This is a genomic window from Streptomyces sp. NBC_01431, from assembly GCF_036231355.1.
Taxonomy (GTDB): Bacteria; Actinomycetota; Actinomycetes; order Streptomycetales; family Streptomycetaceae; genus Streptomyces.
Genome location: NZ_CP109496.1, coordinates 5111865 through 5137172 on the forward strand (window position 1 = coordinate 5111865; position 25308 = coordinate 5137172).

The window sequence follows — 25308 nt, forward strand, 5'->3', positions numbered from 1 at the left end:
TGGGACCGGCCGTCACCGCGCCAGGTGGCGGACCTGGTCCCACAGGGCCGGGTCCACCACGCCCACCCGGCGGCGGAACGCCCACACCCCGACCTCGCGCAGCTCGTCGGTCTCCAGGAAGCTGGGCCGTCCGTGGGCGTCGGCGACCGTGCCGGGCGGCAGCGGAATCACCCCGGCCCGCTCGTCGTGGTACTTGCTGGTGATCTTCGCGACGGTCACCGCGTCGCCCCGCACCCGCAGCACCAGACAGGGCCGGTCCTTGCCACCCGGAGCATCCTCGTAGGGCACCTCGGCCCACCAGATCTCCCCGGCCCGGGGTTCGCGTGCCGGACCCGTGCGGGTCCCGGACGGGCGGGCCGGCGGCCTGGTCCGGCCGCCCGGGCGACGGCGAGAGCGCCCGCGGCCGTCCATGGCGGCCGCGACCAGCGCGAGAGCCACCACGGCCGCGAGCGCCAGCCACCACGAGGTGTCCATATCCCAGACGTTACCGGCGCACCACCCACCGCGCGCGCTCCAGGCAAACACCATCCGAACCGGTGACAGCACAGGTGAGTTCCCCCACAACGGCCCGCCACAAAGGAGCGACGGGCCTTGTGGCGCCTTACGCTCGTCGCACCGCAGCCCTCCCCGCGGCCGCCCCGCACCGCCCGTCCGCACCCTCTACGACAGGCTTCGCCTGGCCCCTCTGTTCCGGAGGTTCACGCTCCATGAAGCTCACCGTCGTCGGCTGCTCCGGGTCGTTCCCGTCCGCGGAATCGGCCTGCTCCAGCTACCTCGTCGAAGCAGACGGCTTCAGGCTGCTGCTCGACATGGGCAACGGGGCCCTCGGTGAGCTGCAACGTCACATCGGCCTGTACGACCTCGACGCGATCTTCCTGTCGCATCTGCACGCCGACCACTGCATCGACATGTGCGGCTACTTCGTCGCCCGTTACTACCGCCACGAGGGCGGCCGCTGCGCGCCGATGCCGGTGTACGCGCCGGAGGGCGCCGAACAGCGCCTCACCACCGCCTACGCCGACACCCCGTCGCCCTCCTCCATGAGCGAGGTCTTCGACTTCCACACCCTGAAGCCGGGCTCCTTCGACATCGGCCCCTTCTCGGTGCGTACGGAACGGGTGTGCCACCCGGTCGAGGCGTACGCCATCCGCGTCGAGCACGGCGGCCGCGCCCTCACGTACTCCGGCGACACCGGGCCCTGCGCCGCGCTCGGCGAACTGGCCGCCGGAGCGGACCTGTTCCTGTGCGAGGCGTCGTTCACGTACGGCAAGGAGGACATCCCGGGGCTGCACCTCAACGGCCGCGAGGCCGGCGAGCACGCGGCCCGTGCGGGGGCCGGGCGCCTGGTCCTGACCCACATCCCGCCGTGGACCGATGCCGAGGTCACCCTGGCGGACGCCCGCGCGGCCTACTCGGGCCCGGTGGAACTGGCGGCGCCGGGCGCGGTGTACGAGATCTGACCCGCTCATGCGAAAGGCCCCGGAACCGTGCGGTTCCGGGGCCTTCGTGCGCTGGGGCTGCCGAGGCCTACGCCTTCGTCAGGTCCTCGATCTCCTCCTCGGGCTCGCGGCCCGGGGTCGGAATGTTGAACTTGGTGATCGCGAAGCGGAAGACGACGTAGTAGATCACCGCGAAGACCAGGCCGATCGGGATGATCAGCCACGGCTGGGTGGCGAACTTCCAGTTGAGCACGTAGTCGATCGCACCGGCCGAGAAGGTGAAGCCGTGGTGCACGCCGAGCGCCCAGGTCACGGCCATCGAGACGGCGGTCAGCACGGCGTGGATCACGTAGAGGACCGGCGCGATAAACATGAACGCGAACTCGATCGGCTCGGTGATGCCGGTGACGAACGAGGTCAGCGCGAGCGACATCATCATGCCGCCGACGACCTTGCGGCGCTCGGGGCGGGCGCAGTGCGTGATGGCGAGGGCCACGGCGGGCAGGGCGAACATCATGATCGGGAAGAAGCCCGTCATGAACTGACCGGCCGTGGGGTCACCGTGCATGAAGCGCTGGATGTCGCCGTGCCAGGCGGTACCGGACGGGTCGGTGTAGGTACCGATCTCCTGCCAGGCGACCGTGTTCACGAACTGGTGCATGCCGACCGGCAGCAGCGCGCGGTTGACCACACCGAAGATGCCGGCGCCGACGGCGCCCAGACCGGTCATCCACTGGCCGAACGACGTGATGGCGTCACCGATCGGGCCCCAGATCAGGCCGAAGAGCACACCCATCGCGGTGCCGATGAACGCCATGAGGATCGGGACCAGCCGGCGGCCGTTGAAGAAGCCGAGCCAGTCCACCAGCTTGGTGCGGTGGAACCGCTGCCACACCACGGCCGATATGAGGCCCATGACGATGCCGCCGAGGACCTTCGGGTCGTTGTAGACCGGAGCGACGTCGACGCCCTTGTTCTCCACTGTGTTGATGACGGCGTCGTGGACGGGGAACGCGGTCAGCACGTTCTTGTAGACCAGGAAGCCGACGAGGGCCGCCAGCGCGGTCGAGCCGTCGGCCTTCTTCGCGAAGCCGATCGCGACACCGATGCAGAACAGCAGCGGCATGTTGGAGAAGACCGCGTCACCGGCGGTCATGAAGACCTTGGCGACCGTGTTCCAGCCGAGGCCGTCCTTGCCGAAGACATCGTCCTGACCGAGCCGGAGCAGAATGCCCGCGGCCGGCAGCACGGCGATCGGCAGCTGTAGGCTGCGGCCGACCTTCTGCAGGCCCTGGAACAGGCCGGAGCCCCGCTTCTTAGCGGGCGCCGCCTTAGCGGTGGCCGTACTCATCAACATCCTCCAGTTGGCAAGGCGCCGCCCGGGGACATGGGAAAATACGGGGGGACGGCGGCGTCTCGGGGGCACGCGGTCGAGCCCGCGTGGTCTACACCATTGAGTGGTGTAGACCAGTTTTAGCACGGTGAGGGTTAGATAAGGAACCTTCGTTTTTTGTGTTCTGGGCCATACCCGAGCAATACGGACGAAGGTGTGGAACCGGCGCACGAAATGGCCCCTGGACCAAAGAGTCCAAGGGCCTGGGGCCGGGCCCCGAAGGGCCCGCCGAACAGGGAGAAAAGGGGCTACGCCTTGGTGTTCTCCCGCTCCAGTTCGTCCCCCTCCGGCTCCCGCCCCGGTGTCGGCAGGTTGAACTTGGTGATCGCGAAGCGGAACACCGCGTAGTAGACGACGGCGAAGCAGAGGCCGACCGGAATGATCAGCCAGGGTTTCGTCGCCAAGGGCCAGTTGATGACGTAGTCGATCAGCCCGGCCGAGAAGCTGAAGCCGTCCTTGATGCCGAGCCCCCAACTCACCGCCATCGAAACGCCGGTGAGGATCGCGTGGATCACGTAGAGCAGCGGCGCGATGAAGAGGAAGGAGTACTCGATCGGCTCGGTGATGCCGGTGACGAGCGAGGTCAGGCCGACCGAGAGCATCATGCCGCCCACCTCCTTGCGCCGGTGCGGCCTGGCGCAGTGCGCGATCGCGAGGGCCGCCGCCGGCAGGGCGAACATCATGATCGGGAAGAAGCCGGTCTGGAACTGCCCGGCCGTCGGGTCGCCGGCGAGGAACCGCGGGATGTCGCCGTGCACGATCGTGCCGTCCGGCCTGGTGAAGGCCCCGAACTGGAACCAGATGAAGGTGTTCAGGAACTGGTGCAGTCCGATCACCAGCAAGGCGCGGTTGGCGATACCGAAGATGCCCGAACCGGCCGCGCCGAGATCCACGAGCCACTTGCTGAAGCCGGTCAGCGAGTCACCGACCGGCGGCCAGACCCACAGGCACAGCACCGAGAACACGACCGCGACCCCGGCCATGATGATCGGCACGAGCCGTCGTCCGTTGAAGAAGCCGAGCCAGTCGACCAGCTTCGTACGGTGAAAGCGCTGCCAGAAGTACGCGGTCATCAGGCCCATCACGATGCCGCCGAAGACGCCCGGATTCTGGTACGTGGCCAGGACCGCTGAGCCGTCCTTGGCGACACAGGCGCCGGCCGTCAGCGTCGTACCGGCGGCGCAGGCCTTCGGGAACTGGAGGAGCACCCCGTAGTAGACGAGGAAACCGGCGACTGCTGCGAGCGCGGTCGAGCCGTCGGCCTTCTTGGCCATGCCGATCGCGACGCCGACGCAGAACAGCATCGGTAGTCCGAGTGAGCCGTTGAGCAGTGCGCCGCCCGCGCCCGCGAACACCTTGGCCACGTTGTTCCAGCCGAGTCCGGTCTTGCCGAACATGTCGTCCTGGCCGAGCCGGTTGAGGATGCCGGCCGCGGGCAGCACGGCGATCGGGAGCTGGAGGCTGCGGCCCATCTTCTGCAGTCCCTGGAACGCCCCGTTCCACCACTTGGGCTGCGGTGCCGCGGCCGCGCTGTCGGCGCTCATGGCAACCTCCTGGCTCGCGGGAACAGGCCGGTCCGGACGGGCTGTTGCACACTGGTGTAGACCAGTTGCGGTATCGTCCGGAGTGGCCCCCGTGCGGGCATGGCTCCGGTGATCGCCATCCTTGGCCAGTGCGGATGCGCTCGCGCGCATAGCTGATCCAAACGTGGGTTACCGTGACAAAGCGGACCTACCGTGGGCCGACACAGCGTTCTTCGAAGAACCAGGAGAGACACATGGCCAGCAAGGCTGAGAAGATCGTCGCCGGCCTCGGCGGTATCGAGAACATCGAAGAAGTCGAAGGCTGCATCACCCGCCTGCGCACCGAGGTCATCGACCCGAGCAAGGTCGACGAAGCCGCGCTGAAGGCGGCCGGCGCCCACGGCGTCGTCAAGATGGGCACCGCCATCCAGGTCGTCATCGGCACCGACGCCGACCCGATCGCCGCCGACATCGAAGACATGATGTGAGTCGCTGACCCACCCCGCACAGGCCGGCCCCCCGGGACCGGCCTTTCGCGTATGTGCGGGAATCGGACTTTCGCCTCCGGGCGGGGGGCCTTTCGCGTACGCGGGGAACCGCCCTTTCGCCTCCCCGCGGGACGGCCCCTTGGCCTACCCGCGGACATCACCTCGCCTTCGCGCGGACACCACGACGTCGCGCGGCCCATGTGGCTGGGCCATCACCTCGCGCGTACGCACGGAGACCGCCTCCACAGCCATCCCCTAGGCTCATGGCCATGTCTCGAATCGACGGCCGCACCCCCGAACAGCTCCGCCCAGTCACCATCGAACGTGGATGGAGCAAGCACGCCGAGGGCTCCGTCCTCATCTCCTTCGGCGACACCAAGGTCTTCTGCACCGCCTCCGTCACAGAAGGCGTCCCGCGCTGGCGCAAGGGCAGCGGCGAAGGCTGGGTCACCGCCGAGTACTCGATGCTGCCCCGCGCCACCAACACCCGCGGCGACCGCGAATCCGTCCGCGGCAAGATCGGCGGCCGCACCCACGAGATCTCGCGCCTCATCGGCCGCTCGCTGCGCGCCGTCATCGACTACAAGGCCCTCGGCGAGAACACCATCGTCCTGGACTGCGACGTCCTCCAGGCCGACGGCGGCACCCGCACCGCCGCCATCACCGGCGCCTACGTCGCCCTCGCCGACGCCATCACCTGGGCCCAGACCAAGAAGCTCGTCAAGGCCAACCGCCAGCCCCTCACCGGCACCGTCTCCGCCGTCTCCGTCGGCATCGTGGACGGAGTCCCCCTCCTCGACCTCTGCTACGAGGAGGACGTCCGCGCCGAGACCGACATGAACGTCGTCTGCACCGGCGACGGCCGCTTCGTGGAGGTCCAGGGCACCGCCGAGGCCGAGCCCTTCGACCGCAAGGAACTCAACGCCCTCCTCGACCTCGCCACCGGCGGCTGCGCCGACCTCGAAGCCCTCCAACTGCGCGCCCTGGCCGCGCTGTCGGGAGAGTAAAGACGCAACCAAGGGGAACGCTCCCCGCGTCATTACGAGTACGGGCGTACGGGCCAACCGTGCGCCCGTCCGTAACTTCCGGCACACCCGGGGAGGACCCGAACGATGCGCCGTAACGTGCTCGCCGTTGCCACCGCCGTGGTTGCCCTTGCCGTCACCACGGGATGCGGCGCCGTCGACAAGGCGATCGACTGCGTCAAGACCGCGGACGCCATAGGCAACAGCGTCGACAACCTCGGCAAGGCGGTCGGCAACGCCGCGGACAACCCCGCGCAGGCCGATCAGGCACTCAACGACATCGACAAAGAACTGTCGTCCCTGAAGAACAAGACCGGCAACGCCGACCTGTCCAAAGCCGTGGACGACCTCAACAATGCGGTGGGCAACGTCCGTTCGGCCATGAAGAACGGCGACAACACCCCGGACATCAGCGGCGTCACGAACGCGGCCAAGGAAATCGGCAAGGTCTGCACACCCTGACAGCGAGCGCCGCCCGCCCCGCACGTGGGCGCCGCCCCCGGCCCGGCTGCCCGGTGACGCGCGGCACGCGCGCGGGCATCGGCCACGGACGTGGGCCCTCACCCCGCGCGCGGGCGTCGGCCACGGACGTGGGGCCTCACCCGTCCCACGGGATACTGGGCCCATGACCCGCCTGATCCTCGCCACCCGCAACGCCGGCAAAATCACCGAACTCCACGCCATCCTCGCCGCCGCCGGGCTGCCCCACGAACTCGTCGGCGCCGACGCCTACCCCGAGATCCCCGACGTCAAGGAAACCGGCGTCACCTTCGCCGAGAACGCCCTCCTCAAGGCGCACGCCCTGGCCCAGGCGACCGGCCTGCCCGCCATCGCCGACGACTCCGGCCTCTGCGTGGACGTCCTCAACGGCGCCCCCGGCATCTTCTCCGCCCGCTGGTCCGGAACCCACGGCAACGATCAGGCCAACCTGGACCTGCTCCTGGCCCAGCTCTCCGACATCGCCGACGAACACCGCGGAGCCCACTTCGCCTGCGCCGCGGCCCTGGCCCTCCCGGACGGCACGGAGCGCGTGGTCGAAGGCCGCCTCCTGGGCACCCTGCGCCACACCCCCGCCGGCACGGGCGGCTTCGGCTACGACCCGATCCTCCAGCCGGAGGGCGAGACGCGGACGTGCGCGGAGCTGTCGGCGGAGGAGAAGAACTCGATCAGCCACCGGGGTCAGGCGTTCCGGGCGCTGGTACCGGTGGTGCGGGAGTTGTTGGGCTGAGGGGGCCCAAATGAAAACGGCCTGCGCATCGGTCCTTCGATGCGCAGGCCGTTCGCTGTGCGGCGGAAGGGATTCGAACCCTCAAGCCGTTTCACGGGCCACAGATCCTAAGTCTGCTGTGTCGCCAGCTGCACCACCGCCGCCAGTCGCCTGCCATAGTACCGGGGTGGACAATCGATGGCAGGCCCGGTCGGAGCGGGATCAGCTGCGAGGGCTGCCTCCGCGGCACCATGTGCCGGTGATCGCGTGGCAGTTGGGACATAGGAGTCGGAGGTTTTCCGCCCGATCGTCGCTCCAGTCGCCGTTGATGTGATCGACCTCCAGTGTCATCGGCCTCCCCTGCCACTCGGGAGCTGTGCCGCACCCCGCGCACGCCTGAACCACGCCGATCTCATACAGCGCGCGACGTAGCGTCGCCGCTTGGCTGCGCCGACCGCGGTCGTGCTTCACCAATACCTCTTCGGGAGCTTTGGCGCGTATCGGCCCGAGCCTGCCCCGTTGATGTGCCTGCCCCAGAAAGTGAGAGGTGTCGATGTGGTCCTCTGCGGTCCACTGCCGCAGCAACCTGCGCTGTTGGCCGTTGTCCGGGTGACCCAGGCGTCGCAGCGTATCTGCGATGCTGATCGAGTCCCGTACTGCTTGCCGCAGTGCTGTAGGAGTGGGCCGAGGGCGCCTGCCGCTTGGCTCAAAGTGCGAGATGTCGATGCCGAATCGCTCGAAGCGCTGCCGGAGATAGCGAGGCAGTCGCTCGTAGGGCTTGGTGCCGAAGAAGACGATGACCTCGTCGATGTCCCCGCATGACTTCGCCGCTTCGACGAGTCGCTCACGCGTGTATCCCGCGGCCGAGTTCATTTCGCGCTCGCCCGTCCGCCCTTGCTCCGGCCACGGTAAGTATCCGTGGTGGAGTGGCAGTTGGGACACAGGAGCCGGAGGTTTTCCGCCCGGTTGTCGCGCCAGTTGCCGTCGATGTGGTCGACCTCAAGCGGTAGCGGATGTCCTTGCCAGGTGGCTCCGATGCCGCACAGCTCACAGCGCTCACTGATGCCGAGCTCCAGGAGCGCCCTCTTGAGGTGGGCGCCGGGCACCCGTTGGGCGTGCGCGGAGTGGTCCTCTCGCAGAATGTTTTCTGGAGCCCGTCGACGACGGTTGTTCCGCATCCTCTCGGTGTGCGCAGGGGGCCCGAAGTGCGACGTGTCGATGCCGTACGCCGTGATGCGGCGGCTGATGTTCGTGTGATGACCGCCGACCACGTCGATCCCCAGCCTCCGCAGGACCTCACACACACTGGTCGAGGCCGCGACCGCCGGTTCAAGAACCTCTCGAGTCCACCGGACCCCTTCACGCTCGAAGTGAGCGGTCGATATGCCCAGCTTCCGCATGCGCTCGCGTATGTACCGCCGCGACCCGCCCTTCGGGTCTACCACCCCCAGCTTGGTCAGCGTCTCCGACAGGGTCCGGGACGAGGCGGCCGCCTCATCCAGCCTCTCCGGGGTGTACGGGCTCGTGCCCATGCCTTCCTCCGTCCCGGCCGCGCGTTCGCGACCTCGCACGGAGTAACGAACCGAATTCCGGACAGTCACACCCGAAATGCGGAACGGCCCATGCCGGTTGGGCAGAGGCCGTCCCGGTGGAGGCGGGGGGAACTCAGATGCCCAGGTCCTTGATGATCTTCGCGACGTGGCCCGTCGCCTTGACGTTGTACAGGGCGCGTTCCACGTTGCCCTCCTCGTCCACGACCACCGTGGAGCGGATGACCCCGGTCACCGTCTTGCCGTACAGCTTCTTCTCGCCGTACGCCCCGTACGCCTCCAGGACCTCCTTCGACGGGTCGCCGACCAGCGTGACCTTCAGGGACTCCTTCTCGCGGAACTTCGCCAGCTTCTCCGGCTTGTCGGGGGAGACGCCGATGACGTCGTACCCGGCACCGGCCAGCAGCTCCAGGTTGTCCGTGAAGTCGCAGGCCTGCTTCGTGCAGCCGGGGGTCAGGGCGGCGGGGTAGAAGTACACGATGACCTTGCGGCCCTTGTGGGCGGCGAGCGAGACGTCGTTGCCGTCGGCGTCGGGCAGGGTGAAGGCGGGGGCGGGGTCGCCGGGCTGAAGGCGCTCGCTCATGGGGGTTCCTCCGGAAGGGCCGAGGGTGTGGCGTACACCGACAGAGCCTAATGGGGGCCTGTGACAGTGGATCGGCGGCGGAACTGACAGACTGTGGATGACGGATGACCCCACAGACCACCGGAGGCGGCGCAGTGTCGGATGCCAGGACCCCTGCGCAGATCGAGGCGGACATCAGGAGCCGGCGGGACCAGCTCGCGGTGACCCTCGACGAGATCGGGGTGCGGCTGCACCCGTCGACGATCGTTGGTGACGCCAAGGCCAGGCTCGCCTCGGCCGTGGACCACACCGCGGGCCGGGCGTACGTCGCGGTGAACCGTACGGTGAACGACGTGAAGGCGCAGTTCGTGTCCGAGGAGGGCGCGCCCCGCATCGAGCGGATCGTGCCGGTCGCGCTGGTGGCCGTCGGTCTCGTCGGGCTCCTGGCCCTTTCGGTGAAGAGGCGTCGGGCCTGACCCTTGGGCGGACGCCCGGCGCCGGGGCGGGTAGGTTCGACCCGTGAGCGAGAACACCCACGACAAGCTGCCCATCCGGATGCTGCACGATCGCGTGCTCGTACGGTCAGACACCCCCGAGGGCGAACGGCGTTCGGGCGGCGGCATCCTCATTCCGGCGACCGCCGCCGTCGGTAAACGGCTGGCCTGGGCCGAGGTGGTCGCGGTCGGCCAGAACGTCCGCACCGTGGTGCCCGGCGACCGCGTTCTGTACGACCCCGAGGACCGCGCCGAGGTCGAGGTGCGGGGCGTGGCGTACGTCCTGATGCGTGAGCGCGATCTCCACGCGGTCGCCTCCGAGCGGGTGTCCGAGGACTCCACCGGGCTGTATCTGTAAACCCCGTCGCGACAGGCCGTCGAGCCTGTCGTTCCTGTAGCGCGAAGGGCTGGTGACCGTCGTCACCAGCCCTTTTTGCATGCGCTTTGCTATCGTGGTGGGACCCCGACGAGACGCGTCGTACCGGGTCAGGACAAGACGACGCACCCCGTATGTGTTCGCGTCGTCGGAGGTGCCGTCATGGCCTGGGTCCTGCTCGTTGTCGCCGGTCTGCTCGAAGTGGGCTGGTCGATCGGGATGAAGTACACCGACGGGTTCACCCGTCCGGTACCGAGTGTGCTCACCGGCGCCGGGATCGCCGCTTCCATGCTGCTGCTGTCGCAGGCCGCCAAGACGCTGCCGATCGGCACGGCGTACGGCGTGTGGGTCGGTATCGGCGCGGCCGGTGCGGCAGTGCTCGGCATGGTGGTGCTCGGCGAGCCCGCCACCGCCGCCCGGATCTTCTTCGTGTGCCTGCTGCTCATCGCCGTGGTGGGCCTGAAAGCAACCAGCGGCCACTGACACGCCAGGGGTCTGGCTGGGGCACGGTGGCGCCGCCGTCTTGGCCGGGCTGCCGCCGGACCCGCGGCCCGGCCGGGATCTGACGCGCCAGCGGCGTGGCCGGGGCCACGGCCGTGCCGGCGTCTGTGGCCGGGCTGCTGCCGGATCCGCGGCCTGGCCGTGCCACTGCCGCATCAGCGGGTCCTAACCGCCCCTGGGGCCGCGGGTTCTGTTGCCTACGCCTGTCGTGGCGCCGCCCGTTCCGGCCGTCGTGCCCGTGTCCGTGCCGGTGCCCGTGGTGCCACCGTTGTCGGTGCCGCCTCCGTTGGTGGCGCCGCCCTGGGTCTGACCCTGCGTCTGCCCTTGGGTCTGACCTTGCGTCTGACCTTGGTTCTGGCCACCGCCGTTGGTGGTGCCTCCGCCGTTGTCCGCGCCGCCCTGGGTCTGGCCTTGGGTCTGCCCCTGCGTCTGCCCCTGGTTCTGGCCTTGTGTCTGGCCCTGGTTGCCGCCACCGGTCTGGCCCCCGTTCTGCCCCTGCGTCTGCCCCTGCGTCTGGCCTTGGTCCTGGCCCTGTGTCTGGCCCGCGTTGCTGCCGGGCTGCTGCGACGGCGACTGGAACGGGTTCGGGTTCGTCGGCTCGACCGGGATGTTCGCGCCGTCCTGGAGTTCCAGGTCGAAGTCCTTGGCCTCGCTGCCCTGGAGGGCGTCCTTGGTGTACTGGGCCCAGATCTCGGCGGGTGGCCCGCCGCCGTTCATGCGGGGGACGCCGAGTGCCCCGTACAGCGGCTGCTGCACCGCCGTGTCGGGATCGGCGCCCATCACCGCGACGACGGTGGCGAGGTCGGGGGTGTAGCCCGCGAACCAGGCGGCTTTGTCCTGCTCGGCCGTGCCGGTCTTGCCCGCCGCGGGGCGCCCCGCGCCCTGCGCCGCCGTGCCGGTGCCGCCCTCGACGACGCTCTGCAGCATGGACGTCGTGGTGTCGGCGGCCTCGCGGCTGACGGCCTGCTTGCTGTCCTGGGAGGGCAGTTCGGTCTTCTCGCCGTCCTTGGTGACCGATTCGACCATCGTGTACGTGCCGTGCTGTCCGTGGCCCGCGAGCGTGGCGTACGCCTGGGTCATGTCGAGCACGCTCGCCGTCGCCGGGCCGAGCGCGATGGAGGGGGTGGCGGTCAGGTCGGGGGTGTCGGCGGGGAGGCCGAGGTCGATCGCGGTCTGCTTGACCTTGGCGGGGCCCACGTCGACGGCCATCTGCGCGTACACCGCGTTGACGGACTTGTCGGTGGCCGTGCGCACGGTGATCAGCCCGTACGAGGCGTCGTCCTCGTTGGCGGGGGCGTAGGTGCCGCCGGCCCAGCCCTGCACGGGGCGTTTGTTGGTGCCGTCGTAGACCGTGTTCGGGGTGATGGTCCGGCCGTCCTGGGTCTTCGAGCCGTTGACGACGGCGGAGGTGAAGACGAACGGCTTGAAGGTGGAGCCCACTTGGAAGTCGCGCCGCGTCGCGTTGTTGACGTACTGCTTGGTGTAGTCGACGCCCCCGTACATCGCGAGGACCTTGCCGGTCGCGGGATCGATGGAGGCGCCGCCGACGCGGACGTTGCGATCGGCCTTGCGGTCGGTGCTCAGCTTGGAGTTGACCTTGTCGTCGACGGCCTTCACGAAGGCGTCTTCCTTGTCCTGCTGGATCGTGGTGGTGATCCGGTAGCCGCCGGTGGCCAGGGTGTTCTCGTCAATGATCTTGTTGGTGGTGAGGTAGTCCTTGACGGCCTCGACGATATAGCCGCGCTGGCCGCCGAGCCCGGCCCGGGGTTTGACCTTGCCGGGTGTGGGGAAGGTGGTCGCGGCCCGCTCGGCGGGGCCGAGCCACTTCTTCTTGACCATGCCGTCGAGTACGTAGTTCCAGCGGGCCAGCGCCTGCGGCTTGTTCTGCGGGTGGGCGATCACGTCATACGCGCTGGGGGAGTTGAGCAGGGAGGCGAGGTAGGCGCCCTCGGCGGTGGTGAGCTTCTCGACGTCCTTGCCGTAGTAGGCCTGGGACGCGGCCTGGATGCCGTAGGCGTTGCGCCCGAAGTAGCTGGTGTTCAGGTAGCCCGCGAGGATGTCCTCCTTGGTCTCCTCGCGGTTCAGCTTGATCGCGATGAAGAACTCCTTCACCTTGCGGGTGACGGTCTGTTCCTGGCCGAGGTAGTAGTTCTTGACGTACTGCTGGGTGATGGTCGAGCCGCCCTGGGTGCCTTTGCCGGTAAGGGTGTTCCAGGCGGCGCGAACCATGGCCTTGGGGTCCACGGCCCGCTCGGAGTAGAAGTCCCGGTCCTCGGCGGCCAGTACGGCGTGCTGGACGCTGAGCGGGATCTGCGCGAGGGAGACGTTCTCGCGGTTGACCTCGCCGTCGGAGGCGAGCTGGGTTCCGTCGGCGTACAGGAAGACGTTGGACTGCGCGGTCGCACCGGCATTGGCGGGCGGGATCGACACCAGCATGTAGCCGGCGAGGAAGCCGCCGATGAGGAGCAGCGCGCAGAGCAGGAACAGGCCGAGCACCAGCCGCCAGCCGGGCACGAAGCGGCGCCATCCGGTGCGCTCGGGCCGCTGCTGTTTGCCCGCGCCGCCTGGGCCGCCCGCGGTGGCGGGCCCCGGCCCGAAGGGGGCGGCGGTGAGGTCCCGGGGTGCCCAGTTCCGCGGCGTCCGGGGTCCGGGGTGTGGTGGCTCCGGCTGCTCGTCGTCGCTCATGTCTCTCCGGCCATCGTCTCTCGGGTCGTGTGCGGGGGTGCTGTGCGCGGTGTCGTACGGGTCTCTATGGGGCTGTATCAGCCGTATCAGCCGTATCAGTTGTATCGGCTGCATCAGAGGTATCGGCCGTATTGGCTGTTTCGGCTGATACGCGCGGTAAGGACATAGTGCATGCCCGGCCCCGGAAATTCCGTCGCGAAGGGCCGCGGAGCTGGACTAGGCTCCAGCGCTTTGGCCTATGGAGCGGTGAGGGGGCGGGCGTGCGGTTGTACGGGGTCGTGGCCGCGGGTGGGTTCCGGCGCTATACGACGTACCGGGTCGCCACCGCGGCAGGGGTTTTCACCAACACTGTCTTCGGCGTCATCGTGGCGTACACCTATATAGCGCTGTGGAACGAGCGCCCCCACCTGGGTGGCTACGACCAGTCCCAGGCGCTGACCTATGTGTGGATCAGCCAGGCCATGCTCATGACGGTCAGCCTGTTCGGCGGTGGCTTCGCGGACGAGTTCGTGGAACGCATCCGTACGGGTGACATCGCGATCGACCTCTACCGTCCGGCCGACCTCCAGCTGTGGTGGCTGTCCGCCGATCTGGGCCGGGCCCTGTTCCACTTCCTGGGGCGCGGCATCGTCCCCCTCGCGTTCGGCGCGCTCGTCTTCGACCTCGCGCTGCCCGCGAACCCGCTGACCTGGCTGGCGTTCCTGGTCGCGGTCCTGTTCGGGGTGGTGGTGAGCTTCGCGCTGCGCTTCCTGGTGGCGCTCAGCGCGTTCTGGCTGCTCGACGGGGCGGGCGTCACCTCGCTGGTGTCCATCGCAGGCATGTTCTTCTCCGGGATGCTGCTGCCGCTGACCGCCTTCCCCGGCCTGCTCGGCGAGGTGGCCCGGGTACTGCCGTGGTCCTCGCTGCTCCAGATCCCGGCGGACGTCCTGATGGGCCGGCACCAGGGCTGGGGCCTGCTCGGCGCGTATGGATTCCAACTCGGCTGGGCGACAGTGCTGTTGGGCGCCGGTCGGCTGCTCCAGTCCGCGGCGGTACGGAGGGTGGTGGTGCAGGGTGGCTGAACTCCACGACGACCAGGGCCTTGGCGGGCGGGCGTCGCTTGACGGGGCCGGGGGCATCGACGGGCGCGTGTCGCTCGATGGTGCTGCGGGCGACAACGGGCAGGCCTTGCTCGACGGTGCCCGGGGGCTCGGGGGGCGGGCTTCGCGACACGGTGCCGAGGACGACAACGGGCGGGCGCCGCTCCACGGTGCCGAGGGGTTCGACGAGCGGGCGCCCACGCTGGGCGGCTTTGCCGCGTACCGTCTGGTGGCCGCCATGTGGATCCGTTCCACCCTCGCCTACCGGGCGTCGTTCTTGATGATGCTGACCGGCAACTTCCTGGTGACCGCGTTCGACTTCGTCGTGATCGCGCTGATGTTCTCGCAGGTCCGCTCGCTCGGCGGGTACTCGTTCGCCGAAGTGGCGTTCCTGTACGGCACCTCCACCACCGCTTTCGGGTTCGCAAACGCGGTGATGGGCTCCATCGACAAGCTGGGCGCGCGGGTCCGCGACGGCACGCTCGACACCCTGCTCGTGCGCCCGGCACCGGTCCTCGCCCAGGTCGCCGCCGACCGGTTCGGAATGCAGCGCCTGGGGCGGCTGCTCCAGGGCGTCCTGGTCCTGGCCGGTTCACTGGTGGCCCTGGACCTGCACTGGACGGTACTGAAGGTGCTGCTGGTGCCGGTGATGCTGCTGAGCGGGTCCGCGATCTTCGCCGCGGTGTTCGTGGCGGGCGCGGCCTTCCAGTTCCGGGCGCAGGACGCCGCCGAGGTGCAGAACGCCTTCACCTACGGCGGCCAGACCCTGCTCCAGTACCCACCGACGGTGTTCGCCAAGGACATGGTGTGGAGCGCCACCTTCGTCCTGCCGCTGGCCTTCGTCAACTGGCTGCCCGCCCTCTATGTGCTCGGCCGGCCCTATCCGCTGGATCTGCCCGGCTGGCTCGCCCTCACACCGCCGCTGGTCGCGGCCGGCTGCCTCGCGCTGTCCGGCCTCGCCTGGCGGGCGGGAATCCGTTCGTACCGCAGCACGGGGAGTTGACCGATGGACCTCATCGAAGTCGACGGCGTCGAGAAGGTCTTCGACGTACGCCGCAGGACCGGCCGGTTCCGCCGGGAGAAACGTCAGGTCAGGGCCGTCGACGGGATCAGCTTCACGGTGCCGCGCGGCGAGATGGTCGGCTACATCGGCCCCAACGGTGCCGGAAAGTCCACCACCATCAAGATGCTGACGGGCATCCTCACTCCGAGCGGCGGCCGCCTGCGCGTCGCGGGCCTCGACCCCTCCCGTGAGCGTACGAAAATGGCCCAGCGCATCGGCGTCGTCTTCGGCCAACGCACCACCCTGTGGTGGGACTTGCCGCTGTACGACTCCTACCGGCTGGCCCACCGCATGTACCGCATCCCCGACAAGCGCTTCCGCGAGAACCTGGACCGCTGCGTCGAACTCCTCGATCTGGCAAGCCTGTTGGATGTGCCGGTACGTCAACTCTCGCTCGGCCAGCGCATGCGCGGCGACATCGCGGCGGCGCTGCTGCACGATCCGGACGTCCTGTACCTGGACGAGCCGACGATCGGCCTCGACGTCATCAGCAAGGCGAAGGTCCGGCAGTTCCTGCGCGACCTGAACGCGGAGCGCGCCACGACCGTCCTGCTCACCACGCACGACCTGACCGACATCGAGCAGCTCTGCCGACGCGTGATGGTGATCGACCACGGACGCCTGATGTACGACGGAGCGCTCGCCGGACTGCACGAGGCGGGCGAGAGCGAACGCACCCTGGTGGTGGACCTGGCGCACGAACTCCCGCCCGTGGAGGCCGAAGGCGCCCGCGTGGTCAAGGTCGAGGGCCCCCGCCAGTGGCTCGCCTTCCCGGCTTCCGCGTCCGCCGCGCCGCTCGTCGCGCACATCGCGCAGGCGTACCCGCTGGTGGACCTGTCGGTCCGGGAGCCGGACATCGAGGCCGTCATCGCGCGAATGTACGACGATCGCGGCCTTCACTAGTCTTTGCCACATGACGAGTGAACCAACGGGTGGGCTGCCGGAGATGCGGGCTTCGGACGCGGAGCGGGAGCGGGTCGCCGAGTCGCTGCGGGACGCGATGGCGGAGGGCCGACTCGACATGGACGAGTTCGAGCATCGCCTGGAAGCCGCGTACAAGGCGCGTACGCATGGGGAGTTGGAGCCGCTCGTCCGCGATCTTCCCGCTCCTGGCAGCGTGGTGGCACCGGTTGCGCCCGTGGCCAGGCGCCCCGAGGACGAAACCGACGTCCACTGGCCCTCCCGGATCGGCCACCAGCCCACCTCCAAGGGCGGGTTCGCCCTCTGGAGCGGCTTCTCCCGCAAGGGCACCTGGACGGTGGCGCGGAAGTTCACCGCGTTCGCGATGTGGGGCGGTGGCCACGTCGACCTGCGCGAGGCCCGCTTCGAGGACCGCGAGACGGTGCTCCGCCTCTTCACGATCATGGGCGGCATCGGCGTGACCGTACCGCCCGAACTGAACGTCCGCGTCAAGGGATTCGGCATCATGGGCGGCGTTGACGGCAACAAGGCCACCGGCGAAGGCACCCCGGGCTCCCCGAACGTCACGATCGTGGCGTACGCGCTGATGGGCGGGATCGGGGTGGACCGAAAGATGCGGAAGGCACAGAAGGAGCGGCTGAGGCTGGAGAAGAAGGAGCGCAAGCAACTGGACTGAGCGGCCGTAAGCGCACCCGCTCACGCGGACCGGGGCTCGTACCGACACCGACTCACCCGGGCCCGCACCGACTCACCCGGGCCCGCACCGACTCACCCGGGCCCGCACCGACTCACCCGGGCTCGCACCGACTCACCCGGGCCCGCACCGACTCACCCGGACTGGACCGGCACACCCGGACCGCACCGACTCACCCGGACCGCACCGGCACACCCGGACTGGACCGGCACACCCGGACTGGACCGGCACACCCGGACTGGACCGGCACACCCGGACCGGCACACCTGGACCGGCTCACCCGGACCGGACCGGCACCCGCACCGATACCAGGCCGTACAGGCACCCGGCCCTCCCTTTACAACGCTCCCAAATCCACCGCCCTCCCGATGGCGCGATACCCCGCGTCCCCGGGATGCAGCCGGTCCCCGCAGTCGTACGGCCCCCGCAGGGTCATCGGCGCATAGGGATCCCGAAGCGCGCGATCTATGTCGATGACCCCGTCGTAAACCTCGCCACCCCGAATCGCGGAGTTGACCTCCCCGCGAATCCCCTGCACCGCCGCCGTGCAGGCAGGCAGCCCTCCGCACGGACCGAGCGTGGTGCCCAGCACGGTCACTCCCCGCGCGTGCCCCAGCCGTACCAGCTCCCGCATTCCGGCCAGGAGCGCGGACGCGTCCCGCCGCTCGTCGCTGAGCAGGTCGTTGATGCCGAGTTCCACGATGACCGTCCGCACCCCCGCCCGCCCGAGCGCGTCGCGCTGAAAACGGTCGAGCCCGCTCGGTCCGGAGATCCAGCCGGGCCGCCCGAGCAGCGCGTTCCCGCTGATCCCGGCGTTCAGCACGGCCCTGGGCGCCGCCCCGCCCCGCGCGAGTTCGGCGCGCTGTCCCTTGAGCCGCCCGGCCAGGACGTCGGTCCAGCGGCGGTTGGCATCCGGGGTGGAACCGACCCCGTCGGTTATCGAGTCGCCGAACACGACGACGCTGCCGGACGCCGCGCCGGGCCCCTGCACATCGACGGCGGTGACGTACTGCCAGAACCGGGTCGGCTGCGCGAACTCCCCGGGATCGGCGGCCCGGTCGACCTCGCCCGGCGCGACGTACGAGGTCTGCTGCGCGCCGGGATGCCAGGACGCGGGCCCGGCGGCGTACACGGTCACGTAGAGATCGGATGCGGCGGGCACCTCGAAGGCCAAGGGGTCGCTGACGGTCTGCCCGCCAGCGGGTATGGAGGTCCGAGCGCGCCCGCTGAAGGTCAGCGTCCGCATGGTCCGGCCGGGGTCGGCGGCGGTGGCGATCGTGGCGTGGCGGAGGTCGAGCGGCACGTCCCCGAACAGATTGGAAAGGGTGACGCGGGCCCGCTTCCCGCCGAGCGAGGTGTGCACGACATTGCGTACGGTCCGGGCCGACGCGGCCCCGGGCTCGACGCCGACGGGGGCGGAGTACCAGGTCCCGGCCCAGGCGCCGCCGTCGTCACCGGCGCCGGCCCCGGCCCGCACGGGCCCGGCCACGACGCAGAGGGCGACGGCGAGCAGCGTCACCACCGCGAGCAGCGCCACGCGCTCCGCGTGCGACCGGAGGGTCCGGAGCGTCCGGTACGTCCGCATGGACATGATCCGAATGTACGGAGCGCGAGCCGGCGGGGCCACGCGAACGGGTGGCGGGCGGGGCCCAGGGGAACTCATCGGGCACGCCATGAGTACTTCAGTAGAGGGGGATGGCACGTGATGTGAGGTGGCCGCTTCGGGCGAGGCGGAGGGGCAGGCAGAACAATTGCGTACGGAACCGATCGAGGCCGTACGAGACTGATGCCGTACGAGACTGATCGAGACTGATCGGGGCGGGCACGGACACGCGCGGACAGGTGGAGCGAATGGACCGTACGAGAACAGGGGCCGAGGCGGAGGCGGAGGCCGGGGTGGTGGCGGAGGCGGCAGCGCGTCGGCCGCTGTCCTCTCCCTTCGCCTATACGGCGGCGGACGAGGAGAAGCGCAGGGGCGTGCGCCGCATGAAGGCGACCGCCACGGGCCTGCTGCTCTTCGTCGCGGTCGTGTTCGCGCTGGCCACCTGGGCGGACCGGTCGGGCGCGGGGGCCTGGGCCGGATACGTGGCGGCGGCGGCCGAGGCGGGCATGGTGGGCGCGCTGGCCGACTGGTTCGCGGTGACGGCCCTGTTCCGCCGCCCGCTGGGCCTGCCGATCCCGCACACGGCGATCATCCAGAACAAGAAGGACCAGTTCGGTGCCACGCTCGGCTCCTTCGTGGGGGAGAACTTCCTGTCCACGGCGGTGGTCCGCACCCGGCTCCAGGCCCTCGGTATCGGCCGCCGCCTCGGCACCTGGCTTGCCGAGCCCGAACACGCCGACCGGGTGACGTCGGAGCTGGCCACGGCCCTGCGCGGGGCCCTGACGGTGCTCAGGGACTCCGACGTCCAGGCGGTGGTGGGTGAGGCCATCACGCGCCGGGCGGACGCGGCGGAGATCGGGCCCGGCGTGGGCAAGGCACTGGAGAAGATCGTCGCCGACGGCAGCCACCGCAAGGCGGTCGACCTGGTCTGCGTACGGGCCCACGACTGGCTGGTGCTGCACGGTGACTCGGTGATGGACGCGGTGCAGGGCGGGGCCCCGGGCTGGACCCCGCGCTTCGTGGACCGCAAGGTCGGCGAGCGCGTCTACAAGGAGCTGCTGCGCTTCGTGACCGAGATGCGCGACATGCCGATGCATCCGGCGCGCGGCGCCCTGGACCGCTTCCTGGCCGACTTCGCGGCCGACCTCCAGTCGGACACTGAGACCCGCACCAGGGTGGAACGCTTCAAGTCGGAGATACTGGCGCGCCCCGAGGTCCAGGACATCATCGCCTCGGCGTGGGCCTCCGTCCGGGGAATGATCATCGCGGCGGCGGAGGACGAACACAGCGAGCTGCGCCTGCGCGCGCGGGCGTCCCTGCTGTCCTTGGGCACCCGCCTGTCCACGGACCCCCGCCTCCAGTCGAAACTGGACGGCTGGCTGGAGGACGCGGCGGCATACGTGGTCTCGACATACCGCACCGAGATCACGTCCCTGATCACGGACACGGTGGCGTCATGGGACGCGAACGACACCTCGCGCAAGATCGAGGCGAACATCGGCCGCGACCTGCAGTTCATCAGGATCAACGGAACGGTGGTGGGTGCGATGGCGGGTTTGCTGATCTACGCGGTGTCGCACGCGCTGGGCGGGTGAGGGGCCCTCGCGGGGCGTGCGGGGCGGGTGAGAGGCCCCGGCCGGGTGCGCTGCGGGCTCGCAGGGTGCCGCTGGGGAGCCGCCCTCGCCGGGTGCCGCTGCGGGTGAGGGGTTTCCGCGCGGCACGTGCTGGGAGGCTGAGGGGCCCTCGCCGGGCGGGCTGAAAGGGCGGAGTCCCGAGGGGCGGGCGCTGGGCGCAAGGCGGGCGCCTTCGGAGGCCGCTCTCCGGCGGGGTGCGAGCCCCACCCTGCGTACTCCTCTATCAACAAGGCGGTTACTCCCGCCGGGCGCACGACCGAATTCCCTGTCCCTGCCGTACGGCCATGCGCCCGACCACTGCGGGGAGTTGCCCCTATGTACGGACGCGAGCAGCCGCCTGCTCAACGACCCAGGAAATTTCTCGGCCCGCCCCCACAGGGACCTGCTTAGCGGGCGTTGCGGGTGACGGCCCAGGAGGCCACGGCGACGGCTCCGGCCACGCCGAACACGGAGGGCCAGGCGCCGACCTTCTTGGCCAGCGGATGCGACCCGGCGAAGGCGGCGACGTAGGCGGCGCTGAGCCCGATGGCCGCCTTGGTCCCGGCGGCCTGCTGCCACTGCTTCGCGGCGAGCGCCCCGGCCGCAGCCAGCGCGACCCCACCGAGCGGCCGCTTCTTGGTCCACCGGGCCACCCCATACCCCCCGATGAGCCCGCCGGCAGCAATCGCAGTCGCGGGAACCTTCGCCATGGTTTGCCTCCTGAAGTGCGGTTTCCTTGAGGCTAGCGGGCGAGGGTGGGGCCGGTTGGCGGGGGGTCTGGGCGCGTGGGGTGCCTTTGAGTCCGGTGGCAGGGCTGGGCCCGCTGCCGGGTGTCTGACAGGTAGAAGGCACCTGGCGCGCCACGCGACTTCGTAGGTGACGCTACTGGTGGCGCCGGTTCCAGGTTCCCCAGACCATAGCGGCGATGCACAGAACAACCAGCGCCCACAGGTGGTGGGGGTCGTGCGGCGCCCGGCCCGAGATGATGGCGTAGCTGAGCGCACTGGCTCCGGGCGTCGAGGCGTACTGCGGAAATGCGGTACTCAGCGAGTTGGGCTCCAGAACCCTCACAGGCAGGGCGGGCGGATGGCGACGCTCCGGGCGGGCCGGCGGTACGACCGTCGGCGCGTGTTCCTCGGGGACGGTGTTCTCCTGCGGCGTGTCATTCTTGGTCATAGCGTCCTCCCTCTGTGCATGCGGTTGGAAATACGGGCGCGGTACCCGCTGCTCTGTGCGTCTGGAAACCTCGGAGCAGCGGGTCACTCTTTGCCCAGGACCACACAGCAGACATCGGCGGGGCGCCTGCTGCGTGACGTGAGTGGGGCGTTTGGCCACCTCTGGCGCGGCGTGTTGACGGTCCTTGAACTGCCCGCGCAGGGGCGGTTGCTGTGTCGGTGTGGCCGGGCACGTCAGTTGATGCGCTGGATGGCAGCCGCCACCAGCGCGGCGGCGTCACCGTGGCGCTGTGCTTCCAGGAGGGAAGCGATGATCCGGAGGATGTCTTCCGAGCCCCGTTCTGAGGCACTCGCCAGGACGGCATCAGCCGCTTCCGTCTCGTGAGCAACGGTGTAAGCAGCCACCACGTCCCGGATCTCTGCCGGTGTATGTGTCTGACCGATATGCCAGAACAAGGAGAAAGCGTCGCTTTCCCTCCCGGCCTTCAGATACCGGATGGCGTCATCAGCCGCAGGAGTGGCCGTCCGGGCGCTGCCACTTGGTGGCGCGGAGGACGTACCTCTCTGGCGGCGTCGTGCCGTCTGGAGGCGGGCCAGTTGGAGACGCACGGCGTCGCTTCCCAGCCCCTGTTTCGACACCAAGGCTGCCCGTCGGGCCTCCAGCAGGTGCTCCAAAGAGGGCAGGCCCCCCTCATCTCCGGTGCGGCAGGCGACTGCGATGTCCCGGAGGCGTGCAAGCACCGACTCTGTCGGTACGACCTGGCCGTGGAGATAGGACGACAGCGCTGAGGGGGCTGTCGGAACCTCGCTGGCAATGGCGCGGTGGCTGCGGAATGCCTCAAGGGCTCGCTCGCATAACGTCCGGATCATGAGAGCGCATTCGCGCTCTTCAGGTGAGAGATTATCGCAGAAATCGGCAGATATCTTCCCTCGGAGGGGCATTGGACCTCTATTCCTTGTAGGCAGAGCAGGCCGCTCTGCCGTCTGCTTTGCGTTACATGTCACGGGTGTCACGATGCGTGGGGTGCCCGGGGGCATCCTTTTCGTGCCCTGTCGTGATCATTAAGCTGCTGCCTGATCGGGAAAGTCAACTCATTCCTGTTCGGATGTATGAGATCAGTGGATTCGCCGCGTCTCCTGTTACGGTTCTTTCTCGTGTGGTATATAGCTGCAGCGAGGAAGTGGAATCCTTGCCTCCGTTGTTCTTTGTCGTGCTATGCCGCCGTATCTCCACGGCGGCATAGCGTGCATGGCTGAAACAGAGGACGGGAAGTGGCCGATTTGTGCTCCTTTTAGGGGTGAACTTGTCGGCGGCCGTCCCGTCGCCGATGTGGGGCAGGAGCTTGCCGGTCGCCGACAAGACGGCCGCCGGTGCACTCCTGTAGTCCGCTTCTCCGCAGGAACGCCAGTTCGCGCAGCAGATTCACTGTTCACGGAGTCGCGGCCAGCTCGGCGGCGGAGAGTCGTGCGAAGTTGCCGGTCGGCAGAGCGGGCGGGCGGCGAGGATCGAATATGCGGGATGCTCTGCCCCGATATATCCGTATTCCGTGCCACTGGAAGGCGCCGCATCGCTGCCACTACAGGGCGCTCTCGGATAGTCAATAGTTCCGTGTTCGCAGATCGGTGAACAGTATTTGGCGATGTGGAGTTGCAGAGATTGCCTGGCGTGGTGATGAATAGGGGAAGCCCTAGGGTGTCTGCGATCTATGTTCTGGCGCTGTTCTGGAAGGTGGCTGTCATGGTGTTGCCGTCATGGACGGACGAAAAATTTGGCACCATGAAACGAGCCGGTCTCTGGCTTGTTACCGTCATCGGTGAGGGAAGCGTCTTCACGAAGGATGAACTGCGGCAGGCCTTTCCGGGGGTCTCGCAGATTGACCGCCGGATGCGTGATCTGCGAGATCATGGGTGGCAGATCGACACCAACCGCGAGGACGTCACCCTGGAGCCCTTTGAGCAGCGCTTTGTCCGGCAAGGGGAGCCGGTGTGGGAGCCGGGCAAGGGGCGTACCAAATCGGCTGTGCCGATCACAGCAACGCAGCGCCGCGACATCATGACCAAGGACGGCAACTTCTGCAGGTCCTGTGGCATCTCAGGCGGCCAGACCTATGCCGGCACCTACGAGTTCGCGCAGTTGGATATCGCACGTCGGCAGGTACGTCAGCCCGATGGTGCGCTGAAGGTGGAGCTGGTAACCGAGTGCAATCGGTGTCGAGTCGGAGGTCGTCAGCTCACCGCTGACCCTGCCGAACTCCTTGCCCACGTACGCCAACTCGGCCGGCTTGAGCGGCGCGTTCTGGCCGGCTGGATCGCCGACGACCGGCGGCCGTTTAGCACGGTGGAGCGGCTGTGGGCTGACTACCGGTCGCTCCCGGAGGAGTCCCGGGCCAAGGTCCGGCAAGTGCTGGAAGCGGAAGGTACTGACTAATCGGGGCCGTTCGGGGAGTGGCCGCTTCGGTCTCCCGCTCGTCTGTTCATTGCTTCGAGCTGAGAAAGAGAGACATGAGCAAGGACTTCGGAAGGCCTCCGCAGGCAGAGGAGAACCAGGAGCTGGTCCGCCAGCGACTGGCGGAGACCGGGGGTGCGTCTGGTGCGCGGGAAACGCTGACTGTCGAGTGGCGGGGTGTTCCTCTCCACGTCGAAGTGATCAACATGCCGGTGGCTTCCCTCTACTACAACCCCGGTACGCACCGTGTCAGGGCCCAGCGCAGCTACGACCCAGTGCGGGACCGTCAGCTAGATGGGGATCCCTGGAGCACAGGCAGCCAGGCGTACCTTCACCATTTGCTGAAGGCGTTGCCGGCCGATCCGTCGAAGGAAGACCCGGACTACCAAGTTCTGCGCGAAAGCCTGCAGGAGTTCAAGCAGACCGATCCGGGTCTCATTACTCGCGACGGAGTCCTGGTCAACGGCAACACCCGCCGGGCTGCGCTCGCGGAATTGGGGGTCGCGCACATCCGGGTTGGTGTGCTGCCCGATTCCTGCACCTGGGCTGACGTCGATGCGGTTGAACTGTCCCTCCAGCTGCGGCGAGATCACCGTCGTGAGTACTCGTACGTCAACCGGCTGCTCGCCATCGATGAGCAGTTCAGCCTGGGGCGGCAGCCCGCCGACATCGCACGGGACTTCCGCATCAGGACGGCTACATGCGAGCAGGACCTCTGGATCCTGACGTGCCTTCGCGACCTGATCGAGCGGAGCCGGGACGGGGACGTGGCGCTGCGGCTGCTTGACTTTGAAGATCACCAAGAAAAGCTGCGTGAGCTGCACCGACGCTACGTCAAGGAGTCAGCTGTCAGCAGAGAGAACGCTGACCTCCTCAAGGAGAGCCGGCTGGCCGCGATCCTCCTCGGGTTCTCCAAGACTGACGTGCGTCTCATCGAGCCAGACTTCAAAGCGAGGTACCTCGACAAGCGCCTTCCTGAAGAGTTGAAGCCCGCTACAGCTGCTTCAGCTGTGGCGATCCCCGGCCTTGGCCGGACGGTAGCGGCGGCCGATCCCAAGGTCGGGGCTGCGAAGGCGCTGACTGACTCTGTGCTCAGGGCCAAGGCCATCGAAGGGGCGGCCGAGGGGGTTACGGCGCACCGGCTCACCACTGCCACTACCACCTTCCGGGTGGCCCGCGAGGCAGTCGAGCGCGCGTTGGAGCCTGCCGGCAGGGACGCCCGGGTCCGTAAGCGGAAGCAAGCTGCGTCGGACCGGATCAATGACGCGTGTCAGGATCTCGAGGAGGGCGTGACGGATCTGGTGATGTCTCGTGCGTCTCGCAGCGTGGATGAGGAAGCCCTCGATGAAGCACTGATCAAACTGCGTGACACCCTCGGCAAGCTGGCAGTGCAGTGCGCTCGTAGTATCTCCGAGCCTGGGGAGGGCACCGCCTGGCTGCTCGAAGCGATGCGTCAGAGGGAATGAGGATT

26 protein-coding genes, 1 tRNA gene and 1 riboswitch are annotated in these 25308 nt (G+C 68.7%); of the genes, 15 read left to right on the forward strand and 12 right to left on the reverse strand.

The window, feature by feature from the left end; translation table 11 throughout:
* Nucleotides 1-12 precede the first annotated feature (12 nt).
* Nucleotides 13-474, reverse strand: a complete 462-nt coding sequence (locus OG522_RS23445) for a type II toxin-antitoxin system PemK/MazF family toxin (protein WP_329464961.1) — start codon at nt 472-474, stop codon at nt 13-15.
* A 233-nt stretch (nt 475-707) separates the two neighbouring features.
* On the opposite strand from OG522_RS23445, the gene OG522_RS23450 reads away from it, so the two are divergent.
* Entirely contained in the window at nt 708-1460 is a 753-nt protein-coding gene (locus tag OG522_RS23450) for an MBL fold metallo-hydrolase (RefSeq protein ID WP_329464962.1), read from the forward strand.
* A gap of 67 nt (nt 1461-1527) precedes the next feature.
* On the opposite strand, the gene OG522_RS23455 is transcribed toward OG522_RS23450, so the two are convergent.
* Nucleotides 1528-2790, reverse strand: coding sequence for a PTS transporter subunit EIIC (locus tag OG522_RS23455; protein ID WP_329464963.1), 1263 nt, complete (start codon nt 2788-2790; stop codon nt 1528-1530).
* A gap of 290 nt (nt 2791-3080) precedes the next feature.
* Nucleotides 3081-4376 carry a PTS transporter subunit EIIC gene (locus OG522_RS23460; protein ID WP_329464964.1) on the reverse strand — a complete coding sequence of 432 codons (1296 nt, stop codon included), beginning with the start codon at nt 4374-4376 and terminating at the stop codon, nt 3081-3083.
* A 173-nt stretch (nt 4377-4549) separates the two neighbouring features.
* Between OG522_RS23460 and OG522_RS23465 the strand changes: the two genes are divergently transcribed.
* The 4 genes from OG522_RS23465 (at nt 4550) to rdgB (ending at nt 7096) form a co-directional block, all read left to right on the forward strand.
* Entirely contained in the window at nt 4550-4843 is a 294-nt protein-coding gene (locus OG522_RS23465) for a PTS glucose/sucrose transporter subunit IIB (RefSeq protein WP_329464965.1), read from the forward strand.
* Between the two features lie 269 nt (nt 4844-5112).
* A complete protein-coding gene (gene rph / locus OG522_RS23470; RefSeq protein ID WP_329464966.1) occupies nt 5113-5850 on the forward strand; it encodes a ribonuclease PH in 738 nt (245 codons plus the stop codon).
* Between the two features lie 105 nt (nt 5851-5955).
* Nucleotides 5956-6330 carry a hypothetical protein gene (locus OG522_RS23475; RefSeq protein ID WP_329464967.1) on the forward strand — a complete coding sequence of 125 codons (375 nt, stop codon included), beginning with the start codon at nt 5956-5958 and terminating at the stop codon, nt 6328-6330.
* A gap of 163 nt (nt 6331-6493) precedes the next feature.
* The gene (rdgB, locus tag OG522_RS23480; protein ID WP_329464968.1) at nt 6494-7096 is read left to right on the forward strand and encodes an RdgB/HAM1 family non-canonical purine NTP pyrophosphatase; all 603 of its coding nucleotides are present in this window, start codon (nt 6494-6496) and stop codon (nt 7094-7096) included.
* A gap of 58 nt (nt 7097-7154) precedes the next feature.
* Here the strand turns inward: rdgB and OG522_RS23485 are convergent.
* The 4 genes from OG522_RS23485 to bcp all read right to left on the reverse strand — a co-directional run bounded on the left by OG522_RS23485 (nt 7155) and on the right by bcp (nt 9208).
* Nucleotides 7155-7239 (reverse strand) — tRNA-Leu (locus OG522_RS23485).
* Nucleotides 7240-7297: 58 nt separating this feature from the next.
* The gene (locus tag OG522_RS23490; RefSeq protein ID WP_329464969.1) at nt 7298-7948 is read right to left on the reverse strand and encodes an HNH endonuclease; all 651 of its coding nucleotides are present in this window, start codon (nt 7946-7948) and stop codon (nt 7298-7300) included.
* Nucleotides 7945-8607, reverse strand: coding sequence for an HNH endonuclease (locus OG522_RS23495; RefSeq protein WP_329464970.1), 663 nt, complete (start codon nt 8605-8607; stop codon nt 7945-7947). The genes OG522_RS23490 and OG522_RS23495 overlap by 4 nt, the downstream gene beginning before the upstream one ends.
* Nucleotides 8608-8740: 133 nt before the next feature.
* Entirely contained in the window at nt 8741-9208 is a 468-nt protein-coding gene (bcp, locus tag OG522_RS23500) for a thioredoxin-dependent thiol peroxidase (protein WP_329464971.1), read from the reverse strand.
* Between the two features lie 104 nt (nt 9209-9312).
* On the opposite strand from bcp, the gene OG522_RS23505 reads away from it, so the two are divergent.
* The 3 genes from OG522_RS23505 to OG522_RS23515 all read left to right on the forward strand — a co-directional run bounded on the left by OG522_RS23505 (nt 9313) and on the right by OG522_RS23515 (nt 10540).
* Entirely contained in the window at nt 9313-9663 is a 351-nt protein-coding gene (locus OG522_RS23505) for a DUF3618 domain-containing protein (RefSeq protein ID WP_329464972.1), read from the forward strand.
* 43 nt (nt 9664-9706) lie between these two features.
* A complete protein-coding gene (locus OG522_RS23510) occupies nt 9707-10039 on the forward strand; it encodes a GroES family chaperonin (protein ID WP_329464973.1) in 333 nt (110 codons plus the stop codon).
* An 83-nt stretch (nt 10040-10122) separates the two neighbouring features.
* Nucleotides 10123-10187, forward strand: a riboswitch (guanidine-III (ykkC-III) riboswitch).
* A 32-nt stretch (nt 10188-10219) separates the two neighbouring features.
* Nucleotides 10220-10540 (forward strand): DMT family transporter, encoded by a 321-nt coding sequence (locus tag OG522_RS23515; protein ID WP_329464974.1) that lies wholly within the window; start codon nt 10220-10222, stop codon nt 10538-10540.
* Nucleotides 10541-10723: 183 nt separating this feature from the next.
* Here the strand turns inward: OG522_RS23515 and OG522_RS23520 are convergent, their stop codons facing one another.
* On the reverse strand, nt 10724-13243 hold the full coding sequence (locus OG522_RS23520) for a transglycosylase domain-containing protein (RefSeq protein ID WP_329464975.1): 2520 nt from the start codon (nt 13241-13243) through the stop codon (nt 10724-10726).
* Nucleotides 13244-13503: 260 nt separating this feature from the next.
* Between OG522_RS23520 and OG522_RS23525 the strand changes: the two genes are divergently transcribed.
* The 4 genes from OG522_RS23525 (at nt 13504) to OG522_RS23540 (ending at nt 16982) form a co-directional block, all read left to right on the forward strand.
* Complete coding sequence (locus OG522_RS23525; protein ID WP_329464976.1) at nt 13504-14304, forward strand: ABC transporter permease; 801 nt, start codon at nt 13504-13506, stop codon at nt 14302-14304.
* Nucleotides 14305-14524: 220 nt separating this feature from the next.
* Complete coding sequence (locus OG522_RS23530) at nt 14525-15325, forward strand: ABC transporter permease (RefSeq protein ID WP_329467705.1); 801 nt, start codon at nt 14525-14527, stop codon at nt 15323-15325.
* Between the two features lie 3 nt (nt 15326-15328).
* On the forward strand, nt 15329-16288 hold the full coding sequence (locus OG522_RS23535; RefSeq protein ID WP_329464977.1) for an ABC transporter ATP-binding protein: 960 nt from the start codon (nt 15329-15331) through the stop codon (nt 16286-16288).
* A gap of 43 nt (nt 16289-16331) precedes the next feature.
* Nucleotides 16332-16982, forward strand: a complete 651-nt coding sequence (locus OG522_RS23540; protein WP_329467706.1) for a DUF1707 SHOCT-like domain-containing protein — start codon at nt 16332-16334, stop codon at nt 16980-16982.
* Between the two features lie 355 nt (nt 16983-17337).
* Here OG522_RS23540 and OG522_RS23545 read toward each other — a convergent pair whose 3' ends face one another.
* Nucleotides 17338-18591: a GDSL-type esterase/lipase family protein gene (locus tag OG522_RS23545; RefSeq protein WP_329464978.1), complete on the reverse strand. Its 1254-nt coding sequence runs from the start codon at nt 18589-18591 to the stop codon at nt 17338-17340.
* Nucleotides 18592-18851: 260 nt separating this feature from the next.
* Here OG522_RS23545 and OG522_RS23550 point away from each other — a divergent pair, with 260 nt between their 5' ends.
* Complete coding sequence (locus tag OG522_RS23550; RefSeq protein WP_329464979.1) at nt 18852-20198, forward strand: DUF445 domain-containing protein; 1347 nt, start codon at nt 18852-18854, stop codon at nt 20196-20198.
* Nucleotides 20199-20623: 425 nt separating this feature from the next.
* Here OG522_RS23550 and OG522_RS23555 read toward each other — a convergent pair whose 3' ends face one another.
* From OG522_RS23555 to OG522_RS23565, 3 genes are all read right to left on the reverse strand, one after another.
* The gene (locus tag OG522_RS23555; RefSeq protein ID WP_329464980.1) at nt 20624-20926 is read right to left on the reverse strand and encodes a hypothetical protein; all 303 of its coding nucleotides are present in this window, start codon (nt 20924-20926) and stop codon (nt 20624-20626) included.
* A 172-nt stretch (nt 20927-21098) separates the two neighbouring features.
* Nucleotides 21099-21392 (reverse strand): hypothetical protein, encoded by a 294-nt coding sequence (locus OG522_RS23560; protein ID WP_329464981.1) that lies wholly within the window; start codon nt 21390-21392, stop codon nt 21099-21101.
* Between the two features lie 233 nt (nt 21393-21625).
* Nucleotides 21626-22333 (reverse strand): hypothetical protein, encoded by a 708-nt coding sequence (locus OG522_RS23565; RefSeq protein ID WP_329464982.1) that lies wholly within the window; start codon nt 22331-22333, stop codon nt 21626-21628.
* Between the two features lie 796 nt (nt 22334-23129).
* Here OG522_RS23565 and OG522_RS23570 point away from each other — a divergent pair.
* Together OG522_RS23570 and OG522_RS23575 are read left to right on the forward strand one after the other, a co-directional pair.
* Nucleotides 23130-23819, forward strand: coding sequence for a hypothetical protein (locus tag OG522_RS23570; RefSeq protein ID WP_329467707.1), 690 nt, complete (start codon nt 23130-23132; stop codon nt 23817-23819).
* Between the two features lie 74 nt (nt 23820-23893).
* On the forward strand, nt 23894-25303 hold the full coding sequence (locus OG522_RS23575; RefSeq protein ID WP_329464983.1) for a transcriptional regulator: 1410 nt from the start codon (nt 23894-23896) through the stop codon (nt 25301-25303).
* Nucleotides 25304-25308: the final 5 nt, after the last annotated feature.